This is a genomic window from Halomonas sp. BMC6, from assembly GCF_964204995.1.
Lineage (GTDB): Bacteria > Pseudomonadota > Gammaproteobacteria > Pseudomonadales > Halomonadaceae > Vreelandella.
In genome coordinates this window covers 2,847,083-2,873,289 of the sequence record NZ_CAXNSH010000001.1, presented here as the reverse complement: position 1 = coordinate 2,873,289, position 26,207 = coordinate 2,847,083, and the positions used below count along the sequence as shown (strand labels likewise).

The window sequence follows — 26,207 nt, the reverse complement described above, 5'->3', positions numbered from 1 at the left end:
TCTCTAATGGTGGATTGGTTAACGCGTTAATCAACTATCGCATGGCATTGGCGACTTTAGAAGCTTCCAAACAGCGTGCCGAGCGTAATCACACTGATCAGCGCGGCGATGGGCAGCACGATGGTGACCATGGCCACATTGCCATACGACTGGCGGTGGGTCAGCCCGCAAATAGCCAGTAGTGTGATCACGGCACCCGAGTGGGGAAGCGTGTCCATGCCGCCCGCGGCCAACGTAGCCACGCGGTGCATGAGCTCAGGATCGATGCCTGCTTGCTGTGCCATGGCCAAATACTCACTGCCCAACGTTTGGAGCGCAATGGAGAGGCCGCCTGAGGAGGAGCCGGTGATGCCTGCCAGCACGCTCATTGCCATGGCTTCGGAGATGAGCGGATTGCCCGGAGACACATTGAGCACGGCATCACGAATGATGGCAAAGCCTGCCAAGCTGGCGATGACCGCGCCGTAACCTACTTCCGAGGCCGTGTTGAAAATCGGTAGCAGTGAACCAAAGCAGCCTTGATTGATGGTGGTTTTCAAGTCTTGCCAGTGACGCCAGCGCGTGATGATAAGCCAAGCCGAGGCGCTGAGCAGGGCAATCAGAATGGCCCAAAGCCCTGTTTGGCGGCTGGGCGTGACGTTGTCGAACGCATCGCTGATGAAGCTCAGGTCCAAGGCCGGGAATATCCCGTAGGTGAAGAGAGCGTTGAGGCCAATCACCATGACCAGCGGAACCAGCGCGACTGCCAGTGGCATGCTGGGCGTGGTGCCGGTGTCACTCTGGGCGTCTGTTTCCCGCTCGGTATGCGTGCCATAGCCTTCGCCGTGAAGCGCCGCTTTATTGACCCGCGACTGCAGATACAGGGTGCCCAACCCCAGCATGATCAACCCAGCGACGATGCCAAGCCCCGGTGCCGCGAAACTGTTGGTACCAAAGTAAGGAATGGGAATGGCGTTTTGGATGGCCGGCGTGCCGGGGAGCGCCGTCATGGTAAAGGTGAAGGAGCCTAGAGCGATGGAGGCGGGGATAAGGCGCTTGGGCACATTGGCCTGGCGGAACAGTTCACGGCTGATCGGGTAAATGGCAAAGGCCACGACGAACAGCGAGACACCGCCGTAAGTCAGTACCGCGCAGGCCATGACCACCGTCAGTACCACGTGATGGGTACCCAACCGCTTTACGATGCCATTGGAGATCGACTGGGCGGCGCCTGAGTCTGCCATCAACTGGCCGAAGAGCGCGCCCAGCAAGAAGAGAGGGAAGAACTGCATGACATAGTTGCCCAGGGCGCCCATGAAGGTATCGGTGTAAATGGGCAGTAAAAAAGCACCGTCGCCTGATAGTAAAACCGCTAACGCGGCCATCAACGGCGCAAGGAGGAGGACCGAAATGCCGCGATAGGCAAGCAGCATCAATAGCGACAACGAAAGAATAATGGCGAGCATGCCCATACAGGCTCCTAAGCATTTGTTAATTTAGTAAGCGGTGCGTTTAAACAAAGGCCGGGATACTAGGCATAATGTTGCATAGCAGCAATAGCGTTGTGACTAAAGTCGTAACCAAAAGAGAGCGTCACTTTCGCCTGATTAAGCGCGCCCCATCTGTTAAAATCCGCCACCTTTGGCGTTGATGACCTTCCAATAACCCTGGGTATTTCCATGAATGCAGTAATTCTTGCAGTGCTCGTCATGGTGGCACTGTCACTTCTTCGCGTGTCCGTCGTTTTCGCACTGGTGGTTGGTGCGTTGGTAGGGGGGCTGGTCGGAGGCCTTTCCCTAGACGACACGCTCAGCGCGTTCAACGAGGGCGTCGGTGGGGGCGCTCAGGTGGCGCTGGCGTACGCAACGTTAGGCGCTTTTGCCGTGGCCATCTCTCGTTCTGGGTTGCCGGACATGCTGGCGAACCGATTGATCACTCTGTTGGGTAAAGAAGCGACCGCCGCCCACCAAGCACGGGTGAAGATGCTGCTGCTGGTGGCCGTACTGCTGGTCGCGATCTCCTCACAAAATGCCATTCCGGTCCATATCGCGTTCATTCCCGTGCTGATTCCACCGCTGCTGGCGGTGATGAATCGTCTGCAACTCGACCGCCGCGCCGTGGCCTGCGCTTTGACCTTTGGTCTTACTGCGCCCTATATGCTGCTGCCGGTAGGATTCGGGGCGATCTTCTTGAACGATATTCTGTTAGCCAATCTCAACAGTGCCGGAGAGCCGCTAGGACTGGAGATCTCTCGTGGCATGGTGCCCCTGGCCATGGCCATTCCGGTGGGCGGCATGGCCATTGGCCTTTTGGTCGCCCTGCTGTTTAGCTACCGCGGCCAGCGCAGCTACGCAACTAAGGACGTGGCCGCGCCCAATGGCCAGGCGCACACACCTGTCGAACCGCACCTCTTAGGGTTGGTCATGTCAGGCTTGGCGATCGTGGCCGCGCTGGGCCTTCAACTCTACACCGGCTCGATGATCGTTGGCGGTTTGGTGGGTATCGGCTTGCTGTCGCTGGGTGGCATTTTCAAATGGCGCGAGGCCGATGATTTGTTCACCAGCGGCATGCGTATGATGGCCTTGATTGGCTTTATCATGATTTCGGCGGCAGGCTTTGCGGAAGTCATGAAAGCCACCGGTGATATCGAATCGCTGGTCGCAGGTGCTTTCGATCTGTTTGGCGATAATCGTGGCTTGGCCGCTTTGGTGATGCTGTTGGTTGGCCTGTTCATTACCCTGGGCATTGGCTCTTCGTTCTCCACCATTCCCATTATTGCGGCGATTTTCGTACCGCTTGCCGTGCAGTTTGGGTTCTCTCCCATGGCGACCGTGGTACTGGTGGGCACCGCTGCCGCATTGGGGGATGCTGGCTCGCCGGCGTCGGATTCCACCTTGGGGCCAACGTCAGGTTTGAACGTAGACGGTCAGCACGACCATATGTGGGATAGCGTGGTGCCCACGTTCCTACACTATAACCTTCCGTTGATTGCATTTGGCTGGCTGGCGGCCATGTCGCTTTAAGCACACGCAATATTTACCAAAAGGGCAGCGCTAAGCTGCCCTTTTTAATGGAAATGCGTTGAGCGGGTAAGGAATTACTGCTTGGGCAAGTGCGCTTCAAAGGCGCTTAGTAGACCGCGGAGTAGGGACAGCTCTTTGCGACTCGGCTGTGCACGGGCAAACAGCGCTTGAAGCTGCTCTTCGGTACGGGCGTGAGGCTGGGTTAAAAAGCCGCTTTGCTGCATCAAGCGGCCAAGATGCTCCTGGAAGTAACCAAACTGTTCGCGGCTAGGCGGCGTGGCTTCCAGCGTGCGCTGATACGCAAAGCCGCTGACGTCGCGCTTGCGCCAGGCGCGATGCACTTCGTAGGCAAGAATCTGAACCGCTTGCGATAAATTGAGAATGCCATACTCGGGGTTGGCGGGAATGCTGACTTGGTGGCTGCAGCAGCGAATCTCATCGTTGGTCAGCCCCGAGCGTTCGCGGCCAAACACCAGTGCCACCGGTGCTTGGTGGGCGTTGTCGATGACTTGCTGGGCCATCTCGTCAGGCTCGTCGAAATGGGGCAGCGGCATGCTGCGTAACCGAGCGCTGGCGCCGATTACCTGCACGCAGTCGCGTACGGCCTCTTCTAGCGTGCTCACACAGAGAGCATTCTCCAGTACGTCCGTGGCACCGGCGGCTAGGCGAGTGGCGTCTTCATCGGGAAATGTACGGGGATTGACCAGCACAAGCTCTGTCAGTCCCATGGTTTTCATGGCGCGGGCTGTAGCGCCAATGTTGCCCGGGTGGAATGTTTGCACCAGCACGATACGAATATTGGAAAGCACGGGAAGTCGAACCTAAAAGCTGCCAAATAAAGTCGGTGATGGTAGCACGCTTTATGACGCCATGAAGGCGGCAGCAACGAAAGAACCCCGCCGAAGCGGGGTTCTTAATGACGTTAAACGTCAGAGCGTTCGGCTCATGGGTGCATTACATCATGCCGCCCATGCCACCCATTCCGCCCATGCCACCCATATCCGGGGCAGCTTCTTTTTCTTCAGGGTCGTCGGCGATCATGCACTCGGTGGTGATCATCAGACCAGCGACGGAACCAGCAGACTGCAGTGCAGTGCGGGTCACTTTCGCCGGGTCCAGAACGCCCATTTCGAACAGGTCGCCGTATTCGCTGGTTTGTGCGTTGTAGCCGAAGTTACCTTCGCCATCTTTCACGCGGTTGATGACCACAGCAGCTTCTTCACCAGCGTTGGTGACGATCTGACGCAGCGGTGCCTGCATGGCACGAAGCGCCATGTTGATACCGTGGTTCTGATCTTCGTTGTCACCGGTCAGGCCTTGTACTTTGGCCATCACGCGTACCAGGGCAGTACCGCCACCAGGTACGACGCCTTCTTCTACGGCAGCGCGAGTTGAGTGCAGAGCATCTTCAACACGGGCTTTCTTCTCTTTCATTTCGACTTCTGTTGCTGCACCGACGCGAATGACGGCAACGCCGCCTGCCAGTTTGGCAACGCGCTCTTGCAGCTTCTCTTTGTCGTAGTCAGAAGAGGTTTCTTCGATTTGCGCGCGGATTTGATTAACGCGCGCTTCGATGTCGTCTTCAGCACCTGCGCCATCGATGATGGTGGTGTTCTCTTTGGACATGGTCATGCGCTTGGCAGTACCCAGGTGATCCAGGTTTGCCTGCTCAAGGGTCAGACCTACTTCTTCGGAGATCACGGTGCCGTTGGTCAGGATAGCGATATCCTGCAGCATCGCTTTGCGACGGTCGCCGAAGCCAGGTGCTTTGGCAGCCGCAACTTTCACGATACCGCGCATGTTGTTCACGACCAGCGTCGCCAGCGCTTCGCCTTCGATATCTTCAGCGATGATGGCCAGCGGCTTGCCTTGCTTGGCAACGGCTTCCAGCACCGGCAGTAGTTCGCGAATGTTGGAGATCTTCTTGTCGACGAGCAGGATGTACGGATCTTCCAACTCGACGGTCATGGTGTCTTGGTTGGTGACGAAGTAGGGCGAGAGGTAGCCGCGGTCGAATTGCATGCCTTCAACCACTTCAAGCTCGTCTTCAAAGCCGCGACCTTCATCGACGGTGATGACGCCTTCTTTACCGACTTTTTCCATCGCTTCGGCGATGATTTCGCCAATGCGCTTGTCGCCGTTGGCAGAGATAGTACCTACCTGGGCAATGGATTTGGTGTCGGTGCAGGGTACGGACATCGCCTGGATCTCTTTTACCGCCGCGGCGACCGCTTGGTCGATACCGCGTTTCAGATCCATCGGGTTCATACCGGCCGTAACGCCTTTCAGGCCTTCCGCGACAATCGCTTGAGCCAGAACGGTCGCCGTGGTGGTACCGTCACCTGCGGCGTCAGACGTTTTAGACGCCACTTCTTTGACCATCTGGGCGCCCATGTTCTCGAACTTGTCTTTTAGTTCGATCTCTTTCGCAACCGAGACACCGTCTTTAGTCACGGTCGGCGCGCCGAAGGATTTGTCCAATACCACGTTGCGGCCTTTCGGGCCCAGCGTGACTTTAACGGCGTTGGCCAGGATATCGACACCACGCGCCATGCGTTTGCGAGCGTCATCAGAGAACTTAACTTGCTTAGCTGCCATGTTCGTTACTTCCTAACAATTGAAATAAAATGGGAAAGTAATTAGCCGAGGCGGATTAGCCTTCAACGACGGCCAGGATATCGGCTTCGCTCATGATCAGAACTTCTTCGCCGTTGATTTTTTGCTTCTCAACGCCGTAGCCGTCTTTGAAAATCACCGTATCGCCAACTTTCACGTCCAGCGGGCGTACGTCGCCGTTATCGAGAATGCGGCCATTACCAACGGCCAGGATTTCGCCACGCGTGGGTTTTTCCTGTGCATTACCCGGTAGCACGATGCCGCCAGCGGTTTTCTGCTCTTCTTCCACGCGACGGATCACGACGCGATCGTGCAAAGGACGGATATTCATGCTCACGTTCTCCTGAGTATCGTCAAAGCCCTAAAAGGGCAGTTAGCTTAAAGTGATTTCCGCGGGCCAAGCCCTCGGAAAGCGAAGGCATCATGCCTTCATGTCAATGGCGAAAGCGAAGCCTTCGCCGAACCTGTGTGCTGACTCAAAAGTGGGGGCTAGCCAACACCTTTCAAGGGGTGGATAAGAAAAAAATTACCAGCCACCCTAGAGATGAAAGGGAGGGTCTAGCGGCAGCGCGGATCGTCATCACCACTAATAAACTCGCCCTCGATAGGGCCGTCTTGGCCGTTTGACGAAGGCTTCTCACCGGATGCGTCCCAGCCCGAGGCGCCACGTTGATAGGTGTGCTGCTTGGTAGCAGCGCCTTTTAACCCCACCCAAGTGAGCGCTTTCATGAGCAGTTGGCGAGCATTGGGAATCAAGCATGCGATACCCAGCGCATCGGACAGAAACCCTGGGGCAAGCAAAAGAGCGCCACCAAAGATGAGGGCAGCGCCAGTCAGTAGCTCCTGAGAGGGTATTTCACCCATTTGCATCCGCTGTCGGGCGCGGGCAAAGGTGGAAACACCTTCTTTTCGAATCAGATGAAGGCCGATGAAACCGGTGCCTAACACCAAGATCAGGGTGCTCAATAAGCCTATCTGGCTGCCGATTGAGAAAAGCAGCACAAAGTCCAGTAGCGTAAAGAGCGATATAAAGAGAAGAATGGGCATAGCCAACTCCAAAACAGGCGTAATTGCTCAATATGGTGACAGAAATATAAAAAACAAGCCGTTCTGAGAGGTCACTGCCGGCCTTAAACGCTCGATATTCATAGCGGGCTCTTCTATGCTGCAATGCAAAAAGCGTTTTGGGCGAGCTGGTGGACAGCAATGTTGCGGATAAACCTGCATAAGGAGAGAGAAAAATGCGAGTGGATAACAGAGTCATTGCCATTACGGGTGGAGCACGAGGGCTAGGATTTGCCATCGCGCAACGACTGGGCAGGCAGGGTGCCCACGTGGCGTTACTGGATAGGAGTGCTGAGGCTCTGGATGATGCGGTGTCCGCCTTGGGCGCCGAGGGCGTGACGGCTCAGGCGTTCGTGGTTAACGTGGCCGATGAGGCCTCTGTCGAGCGTGGGTTTGCGGATATCGCCGAGCGCATGGGTCCCATTAGCGGCTGCGTGAACAATGCTGGTATTACCGATGATGGCCTACTGATCAAAGCCAAAGAGGGGCGCGTGGAAAAGCGCATGACGCTCTCCTCGTGGCAAAGAGTGCTAGACGTCAACTTAACGGGCGTATTCTTATGCGGCCGTGAGGCGGCCACGCAGATGATCGAGGCGGGGCATGAGGGCGTTATCGTCAATATTTCCAGCATTTCCCGCGCGGGCAATATGGGGCAAAGCAACTACGCCGCAGCAAAGGCCGGAGTGCACGCTCTGACCGTAACGTGGGGCAAAGAGTTGGCACGCTACGGGATTCGTACTGGCACGGTGGCACCGGGCTTTATCGATACTGATATGACCGCTTCTATGCGGCCCGACATGTTGGAAAAAATCGCGTCGAGCGTCCCGTTGCAACAGTTGGGCGAGCCGGACCACATTGCGCAAAGCGTTGGTTTCATTTTAGAGAACGACTATTTCACTGCGCGCATCATCGAGTGTGACGGGGGGTTGCGGCTATAGAGCTGCTTATCATCGCTGATGATGGCGCTTAGAAGTGGAAGTAGTCACGTTGGATGTCACGCTGGAAGTACATTTCCAAACGCAGTGTCATTGCCCAGCGAGGATCGTAGCTATCCTCGCGTTGAAAATGCAGCTCTGGAATCACATCGCCAAAGAGAATGCCTTTATGGATATCCCGGCGATAGCGAGTTTGTAAGTAGTAGTTGGTCATGCGGGGATTAGAAGCACTTTCGCCAATGGCGATGGCCGAGTAGCGCAGCGCGCTGCGGTCGTTGAGGCGCTGGTTGAGCTGAGCGACTTCGCTATACTCCAGCTTGTCTTCTTCCTCTCGCCATTGCACGGTGGTGATGAAGCGCAGGTGTCGGTTGGCGGACAGCGGCCGACCGACATCCCAGGTCGTGCGCGCAGAGTAGCCCTCATTGTTGAACCAGGAAACGCGGTTGAACGATTCGAGTTGCCAGGGCCCGTCGCCAAGGTCCCATAACCGTTCACTGGTAAAGCGCACATAGGGGTCGAGCGGCATGCGCAGACGAATTCCCGCGCCTATCCGGTTGCTCCAGTTTTCTCGTTTGTCCCGGCTTTCAAGCCAATCCAGACCAAACGTCGAAGTGCTGCGGTCTTGTTGATCGTTGTAGAGTCGCCCAGAGCCTTGCTCCGCTAGTGTGCCCTGTGACTCTTCTGGATCGCTCTCTACCACAAGCCTAAGGCGCTCTTCGGTAGTGGGGAGGTCGATTCGATAGCGAACGCTGATGTCACCGCTGGTCCCGGCGCCCTCCATCCAATCGATTTCCTGGCCTAATCGAAGGTAGGATTTATTTTCGACCGTGGCCGACTGGTCGCCGCCAAAAAAAGCATCAATATTGCGAGAAGTGTTGTCGACCCAGTTGCCAACGCGGGTGCGGAAAGGTTCTACCCGCTCTTCGGCCCAGTCCGGTAAATCGCTATCTTCCTCGGCGGCATAGATATCAAGCGACAGGGAGGCAAGTGCGCCAAGGCAGATAAACGCAATGACTGGTTTCATAAGGTCGTCCCCAACGTTTTAATTATGTGCACGCATTATTGTGCTTTATGCATTTCGATGGCTTTTGCCCACTTCAGCACTCGCTTGCGGTCCTTTCGGCTGTTCATGCGTTCGGTATCGACTTTTAACGGAGTGAGCTGATGGAGCGGGCTGGCGTTCAAGTCCAAGGCAAAACGCCGCGAGGCGCCTACTGGCATATCCTCCGAGCCATAAATGGCGATCACTCGTATCTCAAGCTCGGGCGTTTGGCGAGTAAGCGTTCATCCTACGACGTAGTTGACCTACTTCACGTCACGCAGAGGCCTAAGTAACTCCGGCGAGACCTTGTACTGTTTCCTGCCTTCCTCGCCCAGCACGATCACACTCTTGCGGTTGATCTTGGTGACGATCCCCAACACCGGTCCTTCTCGGCCTTCGAAGGTCACTTTCAGACCAACCCGCAACCGACTCAAGGCTTGCAGGGTTTCCTGTTCTTGCAGTTCATCAATGCGCTGGCAGATGTACTGGTTCAGTTCCAGCAACTCGTCGATGCTCATGTCCTCAATGCGCATGGACGACCTCCACCGGTGTGAGTTGCGTGGCTTGTCGGTCCGGATGACGGGGATCGATCAGAGCCCGTAGCGGATTCTCGGCGAACCGGATTTTCCAGCGCCGCGGAGTCAGGTTCGCCACTTCACTGGCGGGATGCTGACTGACGCGTTGCAGCACGTCCACCAGGTAAGTGTAGGGGTTAATATCGTGCAGCTTGCAGGTGCTGATCAGGCTCTGGATGATGCCCAGGTGTTCCGCGCCCAGTTCGGTCCAGCAGAACATCCAGTTTTTCTTGCCCATTGGAATGGGGCGTAGCGCCCGTTCCAGGTGGTTGGTGTCTGGCTGCACGTCCGGGTTTTCCAGGAACACGGTCAGGCTCGCTTCGCGACCGAGCACGTAGTTCAGGGCCTTGGTCAGCGGGTCGCTGGGCACGAGGCCGCCTTGTGCCAACTGATCCCGGCACCACTGGAAGAAGCCGCTGACGACCGGCTTCGCATGGTCCAGCCGGTATTGGCGCTTCTTCTCGCCGGTGAGCTCCTTTTCCTTAATGGTATCTTCAATCTGGTACAGCTTCGCGATCTGTTGCAGGGCTTCGGTGGCCTTCTCAGGATGATCCTTTTGGGCCTCAACGAAGCAACGGCGACTATGCACCCAGCATTGAGCATGAGTAATACCTTTCTGGGCCGCGGCATAGCGGGCATATGCGGCATAACCATCGCTGATCAGAGTGCCACTGAATTGGTCGTTCAGAACCTGCTCGATGTGCAGTCGGCCCCGACTGTTCGAGTAGGTAAACACCACTTCGTCGTCATCACCGTATAGGGGCCAGAACCAGCCTGTTTTCATCTTGCCTTTCTGCGGGCCTGCCCGGCCCTGGTGGCCCGCTTTGATGGGTGTTTCGTCCATGGCCAGCACCCGGCTGCGCAGCACGTTGTCGGTCTGGGCGTCCACAATGGGCCGAAGCAGGTCGATGGCCCGCTTCACCAGGTTCGTCAGGGTGCTGCGGCTGAGGGTAATACCCGCTTGTTGAATGCGCTGGTGCTGGCGATACAGCGGCAGGTGGAACTGGAACTTGTCCACCAGCAACCCGGCCAGCAGGCTGACATCGGCCAGGCTGTTGTCCAGCACGTTGAACGGGGCTGGCGTCGTCACAGGTTTTGAGTCAGTGCCCTTACGACGGAACACCGGGCGTTCGCATTTGAGCACCACATAGCTGGAGGCGCGCTGGGCCAGGCGATAAGTCGTTTTAGTGCCAATGATGTCGTACTGGTCGGCGTCCGGACCGGTCAGCTCCGGTGGCAGGTGTTCAATGACTTCCACCGGCACCCCGGCAGTAAAGCGCAGGCCAGTGTCGTTCAGACAATCGTCGTCCCGCTGCTTCTTGCCGGTGCCGCGCTGGTAAGCCTTAATAGTGCGTTTTTCTTCATCGGCAGGCTGTTCCGGTCGCGGTGCCTCCTCTGGCTGGAACAAGCTGTCCTGCCCGGGCAGATCGACCACCTGCTTCTCGGATTTGGGGCCGAACAGCTGCTTCTTGAACCAGTCTAACTGGTGTTTCAACTGCCGAATGGATTCCGCCTGGGCCTCCAACTGCTCCCGCAACAGTGCATTCTCCTCGGCCAGAGCCGAGGAGGAAAGTGTACCGGGAGAAGAAGCTGAAGCCGTTGAATTCATGGCCGATATTATACCGGAACTCTGTCTTCTATACCCCTCGAAAACGCTTGAACTGGCGGTATTTCTGCACCTCAATGCCGTCAATCAGCAGCTGCAAATCCGTCAGGGTCAGGGTTCGCTGACCGGAGGCGGATAACGGCACCCGGAACTGGCCCTGCTCCAGGCGCTTGGCCCACAGACAGTAACCGGTGGCGGTAAAGTAGAGCATCTTCATCTGGGTCTTACGGCGATTGACGAAGACAAAATACTGACCGCTGAGGGGGTCGTGCTTCAATTGATTCCGAACCAGGGCGCTCAGGCCCCGGAACGATTTGCGCATGTCGGTGGGCTCGGTGCACAGCCAGATGCGCGCCTGGCTATCGAGCCCGATCATCCGTTCTGGCTCAGCCGCAGTTCGACGCCGTTGCCCAGGCTCAGCACAATGTTCCAGCCTGGGCCGGACTGCGCCGCACCCATCAGAGAGGACAGGTCCAGAAAACCGGCTTCGCCGGAATCCGCTGAGTCACCGGCCGCCTGATCGGACAGGCGCTTGCGCCAGTTACAGAAACTGGCGTAGCCGATGTTCTCTTGTTTGCAGAACTTCGAAGCTGACAGACCACTGTCACGCTGCTGATTGACCAGAGCCTGCCACTGTTCGGGTGTGCGGTGCTTTCTCATGGGGGTAACCTCGTGTTGGAAAGTGTGAGGTTACTGTAGGGCGATTTTCAGCAGGGTGGCAGAACGTCGTGGAATGAACGCTTACTTTGGCGATGCAGTGCGTCTTGATCTAGCTGCCAATGCTGAGCGATCTGATCGACGATCGAACCGAAGGATTGAATGTGCAAATAGTCGCCCGATGCCAAAGGGCCTTGGTGAGTGCGGTAGCATGCCTCATCGTCGTCGCCACTTTGCTGCTGGTACTCGACGACGTCCAGCTCGTACACCCCTTCATGAGTATGCAGTACGGCAACCAAATGCTGAATATAGATGGCCTCGCTGCTCATGTTACTAATCAAGCACAGCGCGTTAGTGCCCACGCCTTTACCTCGGTTGACGATAATACGAGGTCGACGCTGACGAACGTAACCGTTATAAAGCAGCTGCGCGTAAAATACCCACACCAACAGCGTGCAGATGCTTGTCACTGCAGAAATTGCCTGAGCGTTGTCGTTCAGCCATTCCATCATTGAGATCCTTCTCAAATTAAGCGGCGTATAAAGATCGATAACGTAGCGTAAAAAGAGGGCCGAGTCAGCTAGTTAGATCAAAATGGGGAAGTTAAAAACAAAAAAATTCGGTCAGCTAAAAGCTGCCGAATTGATTGAGGTGTTACGCTTTAAATAAATTGGTGCGGATGGGGAGACTCGAACTCCCACACCTTACGGCACTAGAACCTAAATCTAGCGTGTCTACCAATTCCACCACATCCGCAGAAGACGAGGCGTATATTATCAACTTGTGCGTTAATGTCAATCTTATGCGGCGTTATTTTTAGCATTAGCAAGTAAGGTGGACATATCATGCTGAGATGGACCTCATTGGCGAATCAGTGGTTTAAACGAGGATTGCCGGGTTACTGCGCGTTTTGTTTCTACTCGCAAGCGGGTGAAGAGGGGTGGTGTTCGGAGTGTTATTCCATGCTGCCTTGGAATCGTATGAGCTGTAAGCGGTGTGCCGAGCCGCTGACAGCCGCGCATCAAACATACTGTGGCCACTGTTTGGCCGAACCGCCCAACTTTACGGCCACCACAGCGCCGCTTTGCTACCAAGAGGCTATTACACAGCTAGTGCATGATTTTAAATTTCATGCATCGCCCCGGGCGGGCAGGCTGCTTGTGAATTTAATGCTGTCAAGGCGACCACATGCGTTGGGCTGTGCGTTGCTGCCTGTGCCCATGTATCCAGGCCGCGCTCGAGAGCGCGGGTTCAATCAAGCGCAGTGGCTAGCTGAACGGCTTGGTGAAGGCGTGGGGATGCCTCTGATTCACGCCCGTTGTATCAAGCATTTGCCCTCTCAGCGCTCGTTGAACCGCAAAGAGCGGCGGCAAAATTTAAACGGGGCTTTTGTCGTGGCAGGCGACATGCCGGAGCACGTGACGATTATTGATGATGTGGTAACGACCGGCGCTACTGGGCATGCGCTCGCTGCCGAGGTGCTGGCGCAGGGTGCCAAACGTGTCGATGTGTGGGCAGCTGCCCGCACACCGCTTCAGAAGAGTTGATAAACTAGGCCGCTCATTCAAGGAGTCATCTATGTCGCATCCGTTTAGTACGCTGTCACCTGATGTCGTTATGTCGGCCATCGAGTCGGTGGGCATTTGGCCGGTGGGTGAGCCCTTTGCACTAAATAGCTATGAAAATCGTGTGCTGATGTTTCGAGATGAAGATGGCGGTCGTTGGGTGGTGAAGTTTTATCGACCAGAACGCTGGTCAAACGAGGCGATTCAGGAAGAGCATGACTTTTTGACCGAATTGGCGCAGGCCGGCGTGCCCGTCGTGGCTCCGTGGCGAGATGACCAGCACGCCTCCTTGCACACCTTCGAAACGTTTCGCTTTACGCTGTTTCCGCAATGTTCTGGCCAAGCGCCAGAGCTGGATGACCCAGCGCAGCTATTTGCACTAGGCGAGGTGCTGGGGCAGCTTCACGAAGTGGCGGCGCGAAGGCCGTTTCATCATCGCGAAACGCTGCGGCTTGGACCAGACGTGAGCGATGCCGAACGACGCGTGGTGGCGAGCCCTTGGCTCAATGATCACCAAGTACGCGCCTACCAACGTGTGGTAGGGAAGATACGTGAACGCCTGGACGACGTAGCGGTGGACGCGGACAGTATGATTCGCACTCATGGCGACTGCCACTTGGGGAACGTGCTTGGCCGCGAGGGCGCTTTTAAGCTGGTCGACTTCGACGACTGTTTGACGGCCCCTGCCATTCAGGACGTATGGATGCTGCTTCCTATGGAACAGCCGCAGCAGTGGCGAGCGCAGCTCAGTGAAATGGTAGAGGGGTACGAAGAAACCCGGCCATTTCCGCACCAGCAAATGTCCCTCATCGAGCCGTTGAGAGCGTATCGTCTGATACGTCATGCGGCTTGGCTGGTCGACAGATGGGAAGACCCGGCTTTCCCCAGAGCGTTTCCATGGCTGGCCGAAGCGGGATACTGGGATCAGCACATTCGTCAGCTCGAACAGCAGCTACTTCACTTGGAATCACCGCTATGGCTGGCGTAGCAGGCTAGCGATGGCTGGGGGTAACCCAACACGGCCTTTCATGATGACGCGCGAAAGGCCGTTATACGACGCGATGGACGTTTACTCGGGTTGTTCCGTGGGGGCGGGGTTTTCGACGCTTTGATCAGGGTCTGGACGCTCACCGGGGATGGGGTTCGCCACGCCGTCGCCGTTGGCCTGGCGTCGGGTTGCGTTGATCTCGGCAGACGGATTGTCTTGCGCCGCAATATGGATGCTTTCGTCGAGGGTGAGGACAAAAGACTGCCCCGGCGCGAGGGTGCAGTCGCCGTTGTTGCACGCCAAACCATATTGACCATCTTCTGCGTAGGCGCTGGCAGAGAATTCGCCGGAGTAAATGGCGCTCTCTGCATCATGCGTTTCAATGCAGGTGGCGTCTTGGGTCGTAATGCGAATACGATCACCGTTGAGCTGGGCGTTCGCCACCAGTAAGCAGTATTCGGGTAGCGAGTGCGTCGTGCCGCTGGCCTGCTTGGGATGCAACAGAAGGTCGGTATAACGTGATTGGCTGCTATTGAACGTCAACGCCTCGACCACTTCAACGCCCACCTTTGCGCCGCTAGGCAGATCCAGCGTCGACTCCTCTGCATGCAAAGGTGATACAAATAGCGTACCCAGCAGGGCAGTTAGCCAAAAGGGCGATGATTTAAAAGACATAGCGTACTCTCAACAGTGGCCCCTGCAATGTCAGCAGGAAAATAGTGCCCATAGCATAGCACAGCTCCTATAGTGCCGAAGGGGGGTGCGTGTCACTCTGCCACAGCCTGCTTAGGTGCGTTAAAATAGATTAATGTACCGTTCTTGTTGTACATAAATTGTTTAAGGTATATTTTTTGTACAGGATGGTTTGTCCAAGATAGGCGTTCAGCTAGCACTCGTAGGGTAAGGCAGCTAAACGGATGACACCGCAAGCTAGAAGTAGCTTGCCAATAATGGAAGCTCGCTGGCGCGTTAACATTGCTGCAAGGCGATTAAGTGATAGCGAATAAGCACAGTTTTGATGAGGCCTACCATGACCGACGATATCGCCCAACACTACCGTCAGATTATTACCGCGCTGGGTGAAAACCCCGATCGCGAAGGGCTAAGAGACACGCCAAAGCGTGCTGCGAAAGCCATGCAATTCTTGAATGCCGGTTATCAACAGTCGCTCGAAGAGATCGTCAACGGTGCCGTGTTCGAGTCACAGACCGATGAAATGGTCCTGGTGAAAGATATCGAGCTTTACTCGATGTGCGAGCACCACCTTCTCCCATTCATCGGCAAGTGCCATATTGCCTATTTGCCTAGCGGCAAGGTGCTGGGACTTTCCAAGTTTGCCCGCATCGTCGATATGTACGCGCGCCGCATGCAGATCCAAGAGAACCTGACCCGCGAAATTGCGGAAGCTGTGCAACAGGTTACTCAGGCGAGGGGAGTGGCGGTCGTCATTGAAGCCCGCCATCTTTGCATGATGATGCGTGGGGTCGAGAAGCAGAATTCGAGCATGACGTCTTCTGTCATGTTAGGAGGCTTCCGCAGCAATCAAGCCACCCGCCAAGAGTTCTTAACGTTGATTAGCTAAGCAAGATGGCTCCGTCGTTTTGGGCCAAAGGTTTGGTGAAATAGATCGTTTCGTCTTAGCATGAACGAGTCAATGAGCCTATCAGGCCGTCATTTGGTCAGGAGTCTGTCATGGAAGCGCTGAGAGAAACACAGCTATATTGCCCGTTTGCCTATATCGATGGCAGCTGGGTGGCCGCTGACAGCGGTGAGCAAATCAACGTCACGAACCCCGCTACCGGTGAGCCCGTCGGCGATATCCCACGCTTGGGACGAGCGGAAACCGAACGCGCCATTGATGCGGCGGACGCAGCACTTCCTGCCTGGCGGGCACTCACCGCGCAAGAACGTGCGGACTTACTGCTCAAATGGCATGACTTGATGCTCGAGCATAAGCAAGACCTTGCCCTGCTCATGACGCATGAGCAGGGCAAGCCGGTCAAAGAAGCTGAAGGTGAGATCGTCTATGCCGCCAGCTTTTTACGCTGGTTTGCCGAAGAGGCCCGCCGCGTTTACGGCGAAACCATCCCCGCGGCCAATGCCAACCAGCGCATAGTCGTCACCAAGCAGCCCGTAGGGGTCGTGGGGGCCATCACTCCTTGGAACTTCCCAGCGGCGATGATCACTCGTAAGGCGGGCGCGGCTTTGGCGGCTGGTTGCACTATCGTAGTAAAGCCTGCAAGCCAAACGCCATTTTCGGCGACGGCACTAGCACTGCTGGCCGAACGTGCTGGCATACCCCGGGGCGTCTTCAATGTAGTGCCGGGTAGTGCGTCCGACATCGCCAAAGCGCTGACCGAGTCCGCTAAGGTTCGTAAAATCACGTTTACGGGCTCGACGGAGGTAGGGCGTACGCTGATGGCCCAAGCCGCAGAACATATCCAGAAGATTTCACTGGAGCTGGGCGGCAACGCACCCTTCATCGTCTTTGAAGACGCCGATTTGGACGCCGCCGTAGAAGGTGCGATGGCGGCCAAATTCCGCAATGCCGGGCAAACCTGCGTGTGCACCAATCGCTTTTTGGTCCAATCCAGCGTCATCAATGCGTTTTGCGAAAAGCTGGCGGTCGCTATGAATAGCGAACTCAAAGTGGGGGATGGCACCAAGCCAGGCGTGAACATCGGGCCTTTGATCGATGAGGACGCGGTGAAGAAGGTGAGCGAACACGTCCAAGATGCCGTTGACCACGGTGCCGAACTGCTGCTGGGCGGTCATCCGCATCCTCTGGGGGGCAACTACTTTACGCCCACGCTGATCAGCTTTGCCACTGACTCCATGAAAGTGGCCCATGAAGAGACGTTTGGCCCGCTGGCCGCCGTGTTCCCCTTTGATGACGAAGAGACCGCCATCGAGATGGCCAACGACACCCAGTATGGGTTGGCGTCTTATTTCTACTCTCGTGATTTGGCTCGTGTATGGCGTGTCGCAGAGGCGCTGGAGTACGGTATGGTCGGCATCAACACCGGGCTCATCTCCAATGCCGCGGCACCCTTTGGCGGGGTAAAAGCGTCAGGACTGGGCCGTGAAGGGGGTCATCAAGGCCTGGAGGAGTACCTGGAAACGAAATACCTGTGTATTGATCTTGGCAAGTAAAACGCCCTAGACCGAAAAAGCCCCCACTTGTTTCAAGTGAGGGCTTTTTTTATGCGAGAGTGATGCGCTGTTTAGTGGCGGAAGTGGCGCATGCCGGTAAACACCATGGCAATGCCTGCTTCGTTAGCGGCATCGATCACTTCCTGGTCGCGCATGGAGCCGCCGGGCTGGATGACGGCAGTAATGCCTGCCGCCGCAGCGGCATCGATGCCGTCACGGAAGGGGAAGAAGGCATCGGAGGCCATCACGGAGCCCGGCACGGAGAGACCTTCATCGGCGGCTTTGATGCCAGCGATTTTCGCAGAGTACACGCGGCTCATCTGGCCTGCACCGACGCCAATGGTTTGGCCCGCTTTGGCATAGACGATGGCATTGGACTTGACGAATTTGGCCACACGCCATGCAAAGGCCAGATCGCGCAGCTCCTCTTGCGAAGGCGCACGCTCGCTGACGACGGTCAAGGCGTCTTGAGTGACCATGCCTTGGTCGCGATCCTGTACCAGCAGGCCGCCGTTGACACGTTTGAAATCCAACGCTGGCTGCGCCGAACCAGGCCAATGCGCGCTCACGTCGAGCAGTCGCACGTTTTGCTTTTCGGCCACAATGGCGGCTGCGTCCTCGCTGACCCCTGGTGCGATGATGACTTCGACGAACTGGCGATCAATGATGGCGCGTGCGGTGTCGGCATCCAGCGGTACATTGAAGGCGATGATGCCACCAAAAGCGCTGGTCGGATCGGTAGCGAAAGCTTTTTCATAGGCTTCCAACGCCGTTGCACCCATGGCCACGCCACAGGGGTTCGCGTGTTTGACGATGACGCAAGCGGTATCATCAAAGGCTTTGACGCATTCGAACGCTGCGTCGGTATCCGCCACGTTATTGAAAGAGAGCGGTTTGCCTTGCAGCGTTTTGGCCGTGGCAACGCTGGGCTCGCTGGCGGTGGGGTCGACATAGAACGCTGCTTTCTGGTGCGGGTTCTCGCCGTAGCGCATGTCCTGCTTTTTGTGCAGCTGAAGATTGAAGGTGCGAGCGAACGTGGCGTCTTCTCTGGCGACCTGACGGCCGAGGTAGTCAGCGATGGCGCCATCGTAGCCAGCGGTGTGCTCGAACGCCTTGACGGCGAGATCAAAGCGGGTCGCGGCGCTCACTTGGCCCGCGTGCTCCTTAAGTTCATCGAGTACGCGGCCATAGTCGCTCGCATTGACCACGATGGTGGTATAGGCGTGGTTTTTAGCGCAAGCCCGCACCATGGTCGGGCCACCGATGTCGATATTTTCGATGGCATCTTCGAGCGTGCAGCCTGGCTTGGCGACCGTCTCAGCAAACGGATAAAGATTGACCACCACCATGTCGATCGGAGTGATGTCATTCTCCGCCATGACGGCATCATCCTGACCACGGCGGGCGAGAATGCCGCCGTGAATCTTGGGATGCAGCGTTTTAACACGACCGTCCATGATTTCCGGAAAGCCAGTGTGCTCGGACACTTCTTTTACCGCAATGCCATGCTCTTGCAGCAAGCGGAAGGTGCCACCAGTAGAGAGCAGCTCGACGCCGTGTGCGGCGAGGCCTTGGGCAAACTCTACGATGCCTGTTTTATCGGATACGCTCAGAAGGGCGCGGCGGACGGGGGTAGCGGTACTATCGGCCATAAGGGTGCTCGTCGTGTGCGGGTCTAAGGTTAAAACAGCAACGCCCCATCAAGGGGCGTCACTTTCAATCAATCCATACTGCTTCAACTTTTTGCGCAGCGTGCCACGGTTCAGTCCGAGCACGTCGGCGGCGCGCGTTTGATTGCCGTCCGTGTGCTCCATTACGCAGGCCAGCAGAGGCGCTTCTACCTCGGCCATTACCATCGCGTAAAGGTCGGAGGTTTGGCTGCCATCGAGATGCTCGAAGTAACGACGCATGGCGGTCTCGACGGCTTCGCGCAGGGGCTGGGGCTGCGCGCTGGCGGAAGGGTCTGCTAGCGTGCCAGAGAGTCGTGAGGAGCGTTCGCTGGAGAGCAGGTCGCGTTCAGTCATGCTGCATGGCTTCCTTTGGCTAACAGACGCTGAGGGGCGTCGTGGGTCATGGCGTTATGAATCCAGTCAAACTGCGCGTCAGGCGAGGACAGGGCGTTGAACTGCTGCTTGAGCGTGCGCTGTTCGGTGTCACTAAAACGCGGATCGTCATTGAGATACCAGCCGACGTGCTTACGCGCGATGCGCACCCCCATGGTATCGCCATAGAAGTCATGCAGTGCCTGCAGGTGCTCTAGCAGTACGCGGCAGCGCTCTGCCAAACTGGGTGCCGGGAGCCGTTCACCATGCGTCAAGTAATGCGTGATTTGCTGAAAAATCCACGGATTCCCTTGCGCCCCACGGCCCACCATCACCGCATCAGCGCCGGTGTAGCGCAGTACGTAGGCGGCTTTTTCAGGAGAGGTGATGTCGCCGTTGGCGATGACAGGGATCGTGAGCTGCGATTTGATGTCGGCAATCGTGTCGTACTCGGCTTCACCAGTATAGCGCTGTTCACGATGACGGCCATGAACGGCCAGCGCTTGAATGCCTGCGGACTCCGCCAGTTTGGCAATGTGCAGCGCATTGTTGGACGCGGCACACCAGCCAGTGCGTATCTTGAGCGTGACGGGAATGTCGACGGCACGTACCACGGCATCCAAAATGTCGGCAACGAGAGCCTCATCGCGCATTAGAGCAGACCCTGCGGCCTTATTGCAGACCTTTTTAGCGGGACACCCCATATTGATGTCGATGATCTGGGCACCTAACTCGGCATTGAGTTTCGCGGCTTGGGCCAACATCTCGGCATCGCCCCCGGCGATCTGCACGACACGTGGGCCGGGTTCGCCCTGGTGGTCCATGCGTAGCTGCGATTTGCGTGTGTGCCAAAGTGAAGGGTCCGACGTGACCATTTCGCCCACGACCCAGCCAGCGCCCAAGCGGCGGCAAAGCTGGCGAAATGGGCGGTCGGTGACACCCGCCATCGGGGCCAGCATGACCGGGTTAGGCAGTTGGTAGGGCCCAATCGCAGGTGGCGACGTAGTCATCAGAGTCATTGCGGTGCACTTTGGTAGGCATGAAAGCGACGAGTAGGACGTTTCAAGGGGGCGTATGATACGCCTACTCGACGAGGGATTGAAGGCCAATTCCGATTTTATGCGGGGCGTCGACCTGTCAAGCGTACCCACCCCTCCCGCAGGGTCGGCTCATCCATGTAGAGTCCTTGCGCTTCATAGGCGTTCAGAACGTCCGTGGCTTGGTTGGCCAGTATGCCGGAGAGCGCGATACGCCCACCGGGAGCGACATGCCCGGCAATCATGCCCGCTAGCTCGACTAACGGGCCTGCCAAAATGTTGGCCGTGACGATAGGATAGGGGCCGCCTGACAACTGCTCAGGATAGTAGAGCGCGAACTGCTCCTCACCGATGGCATTGCGCTCGGCGTTATCTCGGCTGGCTTGCAGCGCCTGAGGGTCGATGTCCGTGCCGTCGGCATGGGTGGCGCCCAATTTCAGCGCAGCAATGGCGAGAATGCCAGATCCGCAGCCTACATCCAGCACGGCTTTGCCCTCTAGCTCGTTGCTCACGGCTAATCCGTCCAGCCACTCCAGGCACAGCGCGGTAGTCGGATGAGTGCCGGTACCAAACGCAAGGCCGGGATCAAGGATCAGATTGACGGCACCTGCCTCGGGCGGCTCATGCCAACTCGGCACGATCCATAGCCGTTCGCCCATGCGAAGTGGCGTGAAGTCATCCATCCACTCCCGCTCCCAGTCTCGATCCGCCAGCAGCTCGTATTCGATGGTAGGGCATGGCTCTCCGGGCACTTGCTCCGACCAAGCGGCTTCAATGCGACTCAGCATGCCATCGATACCGTCTAGATCATCATAAAGGCCCGTCAGTATGGTGTCTTGCCACAGCGGTGTGGTGCCGCGCTCGGGCTCGAAGACGGGGTCGTCGTGGGCATCCTGCAGGCCAATGGCCGTCGCGCCTTCTTCGAGAAGTAGCTCTTCGAGAAGATCGGCCTGCTCAGGGGCGACGTGTGCTTTTAATTGCAGCCAGGGCATGGGGGTCTCCACGGCGAGTAGGGAATAAGGAAACTAGCGCGAACTTTTATACGAAAAACGCGGTGGATAGGCGTTGGCCATTCCACGAAAATGCCCGCCGAAAGGCGGGCATCATGGCTACCCAGCGGTTAGCTGCTGAGCTTCTTTTCCAGGTAGTGAATATTGACACCGCCCTGGCGGAAATAGCTATCGCGTACCAAGTCTTTCTGAAGATCGATATTGGTCTTGATGCCTTCGACCAGCAGTTCGTCCAGCGCGTTGCGCATGCGTGTCAAAGCGATGTCGCGATCGGCGCCCCAGGTAATCAGCTTTCCAATCAGGGAGTCGTAGTGCGGCGGCACGGTGTAGCCGGTGTATAGGTGAGAGTCCATACGAACGCCCAAGCCGCCGGGGGCATGGAACAGCGTGACTTTACCGGGAGAAGGCATGAAGGTGCGTGCATCTTCTGCATTGATACGGCACTCGAACGCGTGGCCATTTAGCTTCACGTCTTCCTGGCGAATCGACAGCGGTAAGCCGGACGCAATACGCAGCTGTTCCTTGACGATATCGACGCCGGTGACCATCTCCGTGACCGGATGCTCGACCTGAACACGAGTGTTCATCTCGATGAAGAAGAATTCACCGTCTTCATACAAGAATTCGAAGGTACCCGCGCCCCGGTAGTTGATCTCGATACACGCCTGACGGCAGGCTTCGAGCACTTTGGCGCGGGCGTCGGGGTCGATGCCCGGAGCGGGCGCTTCTTCCAATACTTTCTGGTGGCGGCGCTGCAACGAACAGTCGCGGTCATAAAGGTGAATGGCGTTGCCCTGGCCGTCAGCCAGCACCTGTACTTCGACATGGCGCGGCTTTTCGAGGAACTTCTCCATATACACGGTGCCATCGCCGAAGGCCGCATGGGCTTCGGTGCGCGTCACGGTAATGGCAGAAAGCAAGTGGCCCTCGGTATGAACGACACGCATACCTCGGCCGCCGCCACCCGCTGCCGCTTTAATGATCACTGGGTAACCAATACGACGTGCAGTGGCCAGATTCGTCGCATCATCGTCGCCCAGAGGACCGTCGGAGCCAGGTACCGTGGGAACGCCAGCAACTTTCATGGCTTCGATGGCGCTGACTTTATCGCCCATCAGGCGAATGGTCTCGGCGCGCGGGCCAATGAAGGTGAAGCCTGAGCGCTCTACCTGTTCGGCGAAATTAGCGTTCTCCGAGAGAAAACCATAGCCGGGATGAATGGCGCTCGAGTCCGTCACTTCTGCGGCACTGATCAGCGCAGGAATGTTCAAGTACGACTGCGCCGACGAGGCAGGGCCGATACAAACGGCTTCATCGGCAAGGCGAACGTGCATCAATTCGCGGTCTGCCTTGGAGTGAACCGCTACGGTTTTGATCCCTAGCTCTTTGCAGGCGCGTAAGATACGAAGGGCAATCTCGCCGCGGTTTGCGATAAGTACCTTGTCCAGCATGGGAGAATCCACCCGTGTTGATATGAAAGATTAAGCGAGGACGATCATGGGCTGATCGAATTCCACCGGCTCGCCATCTTCCACTAGGATGGCCTCGACCACGCCGTCGCGGTCGGCTTCAATCTGGTTCATCATTTTCATGGCTTCGACGATACAAACGGTATCGCCTTGCTTCACGGTGTCGCCCACTTCAACGAAGGCTTTGGCACCCGGCGCCGGACTGCGATAGAAAGTGCCTACCATAGGAGAGTTGACCGCTTCACCACGGTAACTAGCGCCCTGAGGTTCTGCATCGGCGGGAGCCGTGGCGACCGGCGCTTGAGGAGCTGCCGGTGCCGGCTGTGCGTACTGTGGCATCGGCTGCGGCTGCCAAGCACCGCCGTTGGGGTGACGGCTAATACGAACCGACTCTTCACCTTCCTGAATTTCGATTTCGCTGATGTTGGACTCTTCCAGCAGCTCGATCAGTTTCTTAACTTTGCGAATATCCATTCGTAGGGCCCCAAACGTTGATCAAAGTAGCACGCCGCAAGCGAAATAAGCCCGCGTGACGTGGCGCTCTCAAGCGCAGTAAACCAAATTTAAAAATTGAGAGAACGAGGCACGATGTCGAACGTTACCCCAAACTCAACGCTAAAAGATGAGTTTTTTAGCAAATATGGCTGCGGAGTTTGCCGAAAAACTCAGTCACTGTCCAGTGGCAGCCATTGAGGGTGCGAATTTTGCGACTTAAACAACCGTTTGACGACGATCGCGACACGGTGTCACAAAAAGTGTTCGAAAGCATTAGGTCTGCGTGAGCGACGGCTAATCGGACGACTTAGCTCTGCTGCCAACGCTTGAAAGCCTCTAAATGCTCGACCAGTGCTGTCGCGGTGATCTCACCCTGAATGCGCGCGTCGCGAACTTCATTACCCCCGTCAAAGAGTAGCAGGCTGGGAGGGCCAAAGAGCTGGAAGTGCTCAAGCAACTCGCGGCTCTGTGCATCGGTCTTTGTCACATCGACCGCAATGAGTTGGAAATCGTTCAATGCCTCTGACACGTGTGGGTCTGGATAGACGTCTCTCTCCATGAGTTTGCAAGAGATGCACCAGTCTGCCGTAAAGTGGGCAAACACGGGCTTCCCTGCTTGAGAGGCTTGCTCCAACTCAGACTGAAGTGCGCTGAGACTGTCGACTTCTTCAAAGACCGGAGTGGTAGCGGTTTCACCTGTACCAGAAGTGGTCACCGATAGCGGTCGCAAAGGGTTACTGCTTCCTTGAGCGGCGCCCAACACTAGTGCTACCCCCCAGGCCAACAGCATTAATCCCGCCGTTTGCCGGGCTTTTGCCCAACCGTGAGAGGGCGATGTATTCAGTGCGCCAAGGGTGAGGGCACTACCGATTGCTAGGGCCGCCCACAGCAGAAGAGAGATTGATGGCGCAATTAAGCGCTCAATCATCCAAATCGCTACGCCCAGTAACAGCAAACCGAAAGCAATTTTGACGCCATTCATCCAGCCGCCTGAGCGGGGGAGCAGAGTGGCCCCAAAGGTGCCCACGAGCAATAAAGGAAGCCCCATGCCGAGCCCCAGCGCAAACAATACCGCGCCCCCCATGACGGCATCCCCAGTAGAGGAGATAAATACCAAGGCGCCTGCTAGCGGAGCTGTTACACAAGGAGATACCACTAGCACTGACAGCGCACCCGCCACTGCCAAGCCCAGCGGGCCGCTGCGCTGAGCACGGGCTTGCCACGCATCGACTTTGCTAGCGATTCGCGGGGACATGCGCAGGTCAAAAGCGCCAAACATCGCCAAAGCGAACAGAGTAAACAGTAGGGCGAACGCAATTAAAACAGGAGCGGACTGTAAATGTGCCTGGAGGTTTAGCCCCGCACCAAATAGCCCCATTAGCACCCCCACCAAGGCATAGGTAATGGCCATGCCGAGTACATAGCTGGCTGACAGTATAAAAGCACGGGGCTTGGTGGGATTTTGGCCAACCACTATGGACGACAGAATAGGAATCATCGGTAGCACGCAGGGTGTAAAGGTGAGCCCAATGCCCGCGAGCAAAAAGAGTCCTAGGGTGAGCGGTAGACTGGCATCGCTAATCAGCGCGCTGAATTTGCTATCTTCACTTTGCGGTGCGGAGAAGCCAGTGTTCTCTCCCGATTGAGTGGCTGCGCTGCTTGAGGCAGGTCCACCCATGCTTGTTTGATTTGGTGCGCTCTGAGCACTTTCATTTTGCCAATTGGCAAAGGCGCTGGGCGGTGATGCTTCTGCGGCTTCAAGTGTGATGCGCTCAGGTGGATAGCACAATCCTGCATCGGCGCACCCTTGAAAGGTCAGTTCGATCTCGATGGGTCCACTAGATGGCTCACTGAGCGGAACGTCGAAAACCACGCGATCGCGGAAAACGTACACGTCCCCCATGAACTCATCCGTGGTGAAGGTGCCCTGCGGAATCTCTGGGGTACCCAGCTCAATCTCGGGTTGCTGGCTGGTCACCGACAGCTGGTGACGATAGAGATAGTACGCATCGGCGATGTCGACGCCGATGCTCAAGGTTTCCCCGTCGTGCCATGCGCTCGGCTGAAAGGCCTCCATGACCGGCAAGAAATCACTGTCGTTGCTGGAGGAAAACCACTGCCCATGGGCAATAACGGGCAGCCAGCACAGTAAAAAAAACAGAGCATAACGTCGCATGAGTAACACGGAGTATCCTTACGCAGTCGTATCAAAAGGGTGCCACTGGGCAGGATAGCGCAGTTGCCACAGGGAGCGTACTGTCTGCGGTGACGTGACGCGGTGCTTCCTGCACCGTTAATCAAAACGCAAAAGGCCGCCTCATAAGGCGGCCTTTAACATCGGCGTTACGGCAAGGTTTACGCTTTTTTGTAAGCAGCCGCCGACTTTTCGATGGCCTTACGGGCGGCTTCGACGCCTTCCCACGACTCGACTTTCACCCACTTGCCTTTTTCGAGGTCTTTGTAGTTCTCGAAAAAGTGAGCAATCTGCTGGCGAAGCAGTTCAGGAAGGTCAGTGACTTCCTGAACGTCGTCATACAGCGTCGAGAGTTTGGGGTGCGGTACGCAGACCAGCTTGGCATCTTCACCGGCTTCGTCGGTCATGTTCAGAATGCCAACGGGACGAGCGCGAATGATACTGCCGGGCGCGACCGGGTGAGGGGTAACCACCAGCGCGTCTAGGGGGTCACCGTCGTCTGCCAGTGTGTGAGGGATAAAGCCGTAGTTGGCCGGATAGAACATGGGCGTGGCCATGAAACGGTCAACGAGGAGGGCACCCATGTCTTTGTCGATTTCATACTTAATCGGCGCGTGGTTTGCAGGAATTTCAATCGCCACGTAGATATCGTTGGGCAGATCCTTTCCAGCGGGGATGTTATCAAAGTTCATCGTTGGTTCCTTGGCTTGGCTTTTCTTACCGACTGTAGAGCACAGTCACTAAGCAGTTGATGCA

27 protein-coding genes, 1 tRNA gene and 1 pseudogene are annotated in these 26,207 nt (G+C 56.7%); 7 read left to right on the top strand and 22 right to left on the bottom strand.

Annotated elements, in window-relative coordinates; translation table 11 throughout:
- Window positions 1–56: 56 nt before the first annotated feature.
- Window positions 57–1,451, bottom strand: a complete 1,395-nt coding sequence (locus AB6K10_RS13965; RefSeq protein WP_339119048.1) for a GntP family permease — start codon at window positions 1,449–1,451, stop codon at window positions 57–59.
- Window positions 1,452–1,658: 207 nt separating this feature from the next.
- On the opposite strand from AB6K10_RS13965, the gene AB6K10_RS13960 reads away from it, so the two are divergent.
- Window positions 1,659–3,002 carry a Na+/H+ antiporter NhaC family protein gene (locus tag AB6K10_RS13960; RefSeq protein WP_339119047.1) on the top strand — a complete coding sequence of 448 codons (1,344 nt, stop codon included), beginning with the start codon at window positions 1,659–1,661 and terminating at the stop codon, window positions 3,000–3,002.
- Window positions 3,003–3,076: 74 nt separating this feature from the next.
- On the opposite strand, the gene AB6K10_RS13955 is transcribed toward AB6K10_RS13960, so the two are convergent.
- The 4 genes from AB6K10_RS13955 to AB6K10_RS13940 all read right to left on the bottom strand — a co-directional run bounded on the left by AB6K10_RS13955 (window position 3,077) and on the right by AB6K10_RS13940 (window position 6,665).
- Window positions 3,077–3,811, bottom strand: a complete 735-nt coding sequence (locus AB6K10_RS13955; RefSeq protein WP_339119046.1) for an RNA methyltransferase — start codon at window positions 3,809–3,811, stop codon at window positions 3,077–3,079.
- A 145-nt stretch (window positions 3,812–3,956) separates the two neighbouring features.
- Window positions 3,957–5,600, bottom strand: a complete 1,644-nt coding sequence (gene groL, locus AB6K10_RS13950; protein WP_137092879.1) for a chaperonin GroEL — start codon at window positions 5,598–5,600, stop codon at window positions 3,957–3,959.
- A 55-nt stretch (window positions 5,601–5,655) separates the two neighbouring features.
- Entirely contained in the window at window positions 5,656–5,949 is a 294-nt protein-coding gene (locus AB6K10_RS13945) for a co-chaperone GroES (protein ID WP_044628009.1), read from the bottom strand.
- A 227-nt stretch (window positions 5,950–6,176) separates the two neighbouring features.
- Window positions 6,177–6,665, bottom strand: a complete 489-nt coding sequence (locus tag AB6K10_RS13940; protein ID WP_339119045.1) for an FxsA family protein — start codon at window positions 6,663–6,665, stop codon at window positions 6,177–6,179.
- 194 nt (window positions 6,666–6,859) lie between these two features.
- Here AB6K10_RS13940 and AB6K10_RS13935 point away from each other — a divergent pair, with 194 nt between their 5' ends.
- Entirely contained in the window at window positions 6,860–7,621 is a 762-nt protein-coding gene (locus AB6K10_RS13935; RefSeq protein WP_339119044.1) for an SDR family oxidoreductase, read from the top strand.
- A 28-nt stretch (window positions 7,622–7,649) separates the two neighbouring features.
- On the opposite strand, the gene AB6K10_RS13930 is transcribed toward AB6K10_RS13935, so the two are convergent.
- The 8 genes from AB6K10_RS13930 to AB6K10_RS13895 all read right to left on the bottom strand — a co-directional run bounded on the left by AB6K10_RS13930 (window position 7,650) and on the right by AB6K10_RS13895 (window position 12,254).
- Window positions 7,650–8,642: a hypothetical protein gene (locus tag AB6K10_RS13930; protein ID WP_339119043.1), complete on the bottom strand. Its 993-nt coding sequence runs from the start codon at window positions 8,640–8,642 to the stop codon at window positions 7,650–7,652.
- A 35-nt stretch (window positions 8,643–8,677) separates the two neighbouring features.
- Window positions 8,678–8,866, bottom strand: a complete 189-nt coding sequence (locus tag AB6K10_RS13925) for a hypothetical protein (protein WP_339119042.1) — start codon at window positions 8,864–8,866, stop codon at window positions 8,678–8,680.
- Between the two features lie 57 nt (window positions 8,867–8,923).
- A complete protein-coding gene (locus tag AB6K10_RS13920) occupies window positions 8,924–9,193 on the bottom strand; it encodes a hypothetical protein (RefSeq protein ID WP_062375866.1) in 270 nt (89 codons plus the stop codon).
- On the bottom strand, window positions 9,183–10,844 hold the full coding sequence (locus AB6K10_RS13915; protein ID WP_339118472.1) for an IS66 family transposase: 1,662 nt from the start codon (window positions 10,842–10,844) through the stop codon (window positions 9,183–9,185). Before AB6K10_RS13915 ends, AB6K10_RS13920 begins: the two co-directional genes overlap by 11 nt.
- Window positions 10,845–10,872: 28 nt before the next feature.
- Window positions 10,873–11,217, bottom strand: a complete 345-nt coding sequence (tnpB, locus tag AB6K10_RS13910; protein ID WP_044630870.1) for an IS66 family insertion sequence element accessory protein TnpB — start codon at window positions 11,215–11,217, stop codon at window positions 10,873–10,875.
- Window positions 11,214–11,501 (bottom strand): hypothetical protein, encoded by a 288-nt coding sequence (locus tag AB6K10_RS13905; protein WP_016915086.1) that lies wholly within the window; start codon window positions 11,499–11,501, stop codon window positions 11,214–11,216. The genes tnpB and AB6K10_RS13905 overlap by 4 nt, the downstream gene beginning before the upstream one ends.
- Window positions 11,502–11,548: 47 nt before the next feature.
- Window positions 11,549–12,007 (bottom strand): hypothetical protein, encoded by a 459-nt coding sequence (locus AB6K10_RS13900; RefSeq protein ID WP_368473621.1) that lies wholly within the window; start codon window positions 12,005–12,007, stop codon window positions 11,549–11,551.
- A 162-nt stretch (window positions 12,008–12,169) separates the two neighbouring features.
- Window positions 12,170–12,254 (bottom strand) — tRNA-Leu (locus tag AB6K10_RS13895).
- 89 nt (window positions 12,255–12,343) lie between these two features.
- Here AB6K10_RS13895 and AB6K10_RS13890 point away from each other — a divergent pair.
- The 3 genes and pseudogenes from AB6K10_RS13890 to AB6K10_RS13880 form a co-directional block, all read left to right on the top strand.
- Window positions 12,344–12,532: pseudogene (locus tag AB6K10_RS13890) on the top strand (double zinc ribbon domain-containing protein); the annotation flags it as partial.
- 264 nt (window positions 12,533–12,796) lie between these two features.
- Entirely contained in the window at window positions 12,797–13,045 is a 249-nt protein-coding gene (locus tag AB6K10_RS13885) for a ComF family protein (protein WP_254436501.1), read from the top strand.
- A 31-nt stretch (window positions 13,046–13,076) separates the two neighbouring features.
- Window positions 13,077–14,051, top strand: a complete 975-nt coding sequence (locus AB6K10_RS13880) for a serine/threonine protein kinase (RefSeq protein ID WP_339119039.1) — start codon at window positions 13,077–13,079, stop codon at window positions 14,049–14,051.
- 81 nt (window positions 14,052–14,132) lie between these two features.
- Here the strand turns inward: AB6K10_RS13880 and AB6K10_RS13875 are convergent, their stop codons facing one another.
- Entirely contained in the window at window positions 14,133–14,726 is a 594-nt protein-coding gene (locus tag AB6K10_RS13875; protein ID WP_159342312.1) for a hypothetical protein, read from the bottom strand.
- Window positions 14,727–15,081: 355 nt separating this feature from the next.
- On the opposite strand from AB6K10_RS13875, the gene folE reads away from it, so the two are divergent.
- On the top strand, window positions 15,082–15,633 hold the full coding sequence (gene folE, locus AB6K10_RS13870; RefSeq protein WP_159342311.1) for a GTP cyclohydrolase I FolE: 552 nt from the start codon (window positions 15,082–15,084) through the stop codon (window positions 15,631–15,633).
- Between the two features lie 110 nt (window positions 15,634–15,743).
- Window positions 15,744–17,204 carry an NAD-dependent succinate-semialdehyde dehydrogenase gene (locus AB6K10_RS13865; protein WP_339119038.1) on the top strand — a complete coding sequence of 487 codons (1,461 nt, stop codon included), beginning with the start codon at window positions 15,744–15,746 and terminating at the stop codon, window positions 17,202–17,204.
- A 71-nt stretch (window positions 17,205–17,275) separates the two neighbouring features.
- Here the strand turns inward: AB6K10_RS13865 and purH are convergent, their stop codons facing one another.
- The 8 genes from purH to ppa all read right to left on the bottom strand — a co-directional run bounded on the left by purH (window position 17,276) and on the right by ppa (window position 26,143).
- A complete protein-coding gene (gene purH / locus AB6K10_RS13860; protein ID WP_339119037.1) occupies window positions 17,276–18,856 on the bottom strand; it encodes a bifunctional phosphoribosylaminoimidazolecarboxamide formyltransferase/IMP cyclohydrolase in 1,581 nt (526 codons plus the stop codon).
- A gap of 48 nt (window positions 18,857–18,904) precedes the next feature.
- Window positions 18,905–19,228: a DNA-binding transcriptional regulator Fis gene (gene fis, locus AB6K10_RS13855; protein ID WP_159342308.1), complete on the bottom strand. Its 324-nt coding sequence runs from the start codon at window positions 19,226–19,228 to the stop codon at window positions 18,905–18,907.
- The gene (dusB, locus tag AB6K10_RS13850) at window positions 19,225–20,265 is read right to left on the bottom strand and encodes a tRNA dihydrouridine synthase DusB (protein WP_159342307.1); all 1,041 of its coding nucleotides are present in this window, start codon (window positions 20,263–20,265) and stop codon (window positions 19,225–19,227) included. Before dusB ends, fis begins: the two co-directional genes overlap by 4 nt.
- 98 nt (window positions 20,266–20,363) lie before the next feature.
- Window positions 20,364–21,275 carry a 50S ribosomal protein L11 methyltransferase gene (prmA, locus tag AB6K10_RS13845; RefSeq protein WP_339119036.1) on the bottom strand — a complete coding sequence of 304 codons (912 nt, stop codon included), beginning with the start codon at window positions 21,273–21,275 and terminating at the stop codon, window positions 20,364–20,366.
- Window positions 21,276–21,403: 128 nt separating this feature from the next.
- Window positions 21,404–22,744, bottom strand: coding sequence for an acetyl-CoA carboxylase biotin carboxylase subunit (accC, locus tag AB6K10_RS13840; protein ID WP_159342305.1), 1,341 nt, complete (start codon window positions 22,742–22,744; stop codon window positions 21,404–21,406).
- A 30-nt stretch (window positions 22,745–22,774) separates the two neighbouring features.
- Entirely contained in the window at window positions 22,775–23,236 is a 462-nt protein-coding gene (gene accB, locus AB6K10_RS13835; protein WP_159342304.1) for an acetyl-CoA carboxylase biotin carboxyl carrier protein, read from the bottom strand.
- Window positions 23,237–23,564: 328 nt separating this feature from the next.
- Window positions 23,565–25,433 carry a protein-disulfide reductase DsbD gene (gene dsbD, locus AB6K10_RS13830; RefSeq protein WP_167520878.1) on the bottom strand — a complete coding sequence of 623 codons (1,869 nt, stop codon included), beginning with the start codon at window positions 25,431–25,433 and terminating at the stop codon, window positions 23,565–23,567.
- Window positions 25,434–25,612: 179 nt separating this feature from the next.
- On the bottom strand, window positions 25,613–26,143 hold the full coding sequence (ppa, locus tag AB6K10_RS13825) for an inorganic diphosphatase (RefSeq protein ID WP_044627994.1): 531 nt from the start codon (window positions 26,141–26,143) through the stop codon (window positions 25,613–25,615).
- Window positions 26,144–26,207: the final 64 nt, after the last annotated feature.

Excerpts from the sequence above, each read along its gene's own strand:
- AB6K10_RS13965 (WP_339119048.1), bottom strand. The coding sequence starts at position 1,451 with ATGGGCATGCTCGCCATTATTCTTTCGTTGTCGCTATTGATGCTGCTT.
- AB6K10_RS13960 (WP_339119047.1), top strand. The coding sequence starts at position 1,659 with ATGAATGCAGTAATTCTTGCAGTGCTCGTCATGGTGGCACTGTCACTT.
- groL (WP_137092879.1), bottom strand. The coding sequence starts at position 5,600 with ATGGCAGCTAAGCAAGTTAAGTTCTCTGATGACGCTCGCAAACGCATG.
- AB6K10_RS13945 (WP_044628009.1), bottom strand. The coding sequence starts at position 5,949 with ATGAATATCCGTCCTTTGCACGATCGCGTCGTGATCCGTCGCGTGGAA.
- AB6K10_RS13940 (WP_339119045.1), bottom strand. The coding sequence starts at position 6,665 with ATGCCCATTCTTCTCTTTATATCGCTCTTTACGCTACTGGACTTTGTG.
- AB6K10_RS13935 (WP_339119044.1), top strand. The coding sequence starts at position 6,860 with ATGCGAGTGGATAACAGAGTCATTGCCATTACGGGTGGAGCACGAGGG.
- AB6K10_RS13930 (WP_339119043.1), bottom strand. The coding sequence starts at position 8,642 with ATGAAACCAGTCATTGCGTTTATCTGCCTTGGCGCACTTGCCTCCCTG.
- AB6K10_RS13920 (WP_062375866.1), bottom strand. The coding sequence starts at position 9,193 with ATGCGCATTGAGGACATGAGCATCGACGAGTTGCTGGAACTGAACCAG.
- AB6K10_RS13915 (WP_339118472.1), bottom strand. The coding sequence starts at position 10,844 with ATGAATTCAACGGCTTCAGCTTCTTCTCCCGGTACACTTTCCTCCTCG.
- tnpB (WP_044630870.1), bottom strand. The coding sequence starts at position 11,217 with ATGATCGGGCTCGATAGCCAGGCGCGCATCTGGCTGTGCACCGAGCCC.
- AB6K10_RS13905 (WP_016915086.1), bottom strand. The coding sequence starts at position 11,501 with ATGAGAAAGCACCGCACACCCGAACAGTGGCAGGCTCTGGTCAATCAG.
- AB6K10_RS13900 (WP_368473621.1), bottom strand. The coding sequence starts at position 12,007 with ATGGAATGGCTGAACGACAACGCTCAGGCAATTTCTGCAGTGACAAGC.
- AB6K10_RS13885 (WP_254436501.1), top strand. The coding sequence starts at position 12,797 with ATGCCTCTGATTCACGCCCGTTGTATCAAGCATTTGCCCTCTCAGCGC.
- AB6K10_RS13880 (WP_339119039.1), top strand. The coding sequence starts at position 13,077 with ATGTCGCATCCGTTTAGTACGCTGTCACCTGATGTCGTTATGTCGGCC.
- AB6K10_RS13875 (WP_159342312.1), bottom strand. The coding sequence starts at position 14,726 with ATGTCTTTTAAATCATCGCCCTTTTGGCTAACTGCCCTGCTGGGTACG.
- folE (WP_159342311.1), top strand. The coding sequence starts at position 15,082 with ATGACCGACGATATCGCCCAACACTACCGTCAGATTATTACCGCGCTG.
- AB6K10_RS13865 (WP_339119038.1), top strand. The coding sequence starts at position 15,744 with ATGGAAGCGCTGAGAGAAACACAGCTATATTGCCCGTTTGCCTATATC.
- purH (WP_339119037.1), bottom strand. The coding sequence starts at position 18,856 with ATGGCCGATAGTACCGCTACCCCCGTCCGCCGCGCCCTTCTGAGCGTA.
- fis (WP_159342308.1), bottom strand. The coding sequence starts at position 19,228 with ATGACTGAACGCGACCTGCTCTCCAGCGAACGCTCCTCACGACTCTCT.
- dusB (WP_159342307.1), bottom strand. The coding sequence starts at position 20,265 with ATGACTCTGATGACTACGTCGCCACCTGCGATTGGGCCCTACCAACTG.
- prmA (WP_339119036.1), bottom strand. The coding sequence starts at position 21,275 with ATGCCCTGGCTGCAATTAAAAGCACACGTCGCCCCTGAGCAGGCCGAT.
- accC (WP_159342305.1), bottom strand. The coding sequence starts at position 22,744 with ATGCTGGACAAGGTACTTATCGCAAACCGCGGCGAGATTGCCCTTCGT.
- accB (WP_159342304.1), bottom strand. The coding sequence starts at position 23,236 with ATGGATATTCGCAAAGTTAAGAAACTGATCGAGCTGCTGGAAGAGTCC.
- dsbD (WP_167520878.1), bottom strand. The coding sequence starts at position 25,433 with ATGCGACGTTATGCTCTGTTTTTTTTACTGTGCTGGCTGCCCGTTATT.
- ppa (WP_044627994.1), bottom strand. The coding sequence starts at position 26,143 with ATGAACTTTGATAACATCCCCGCTGGAAAGGATCTGCCCAACGATATC.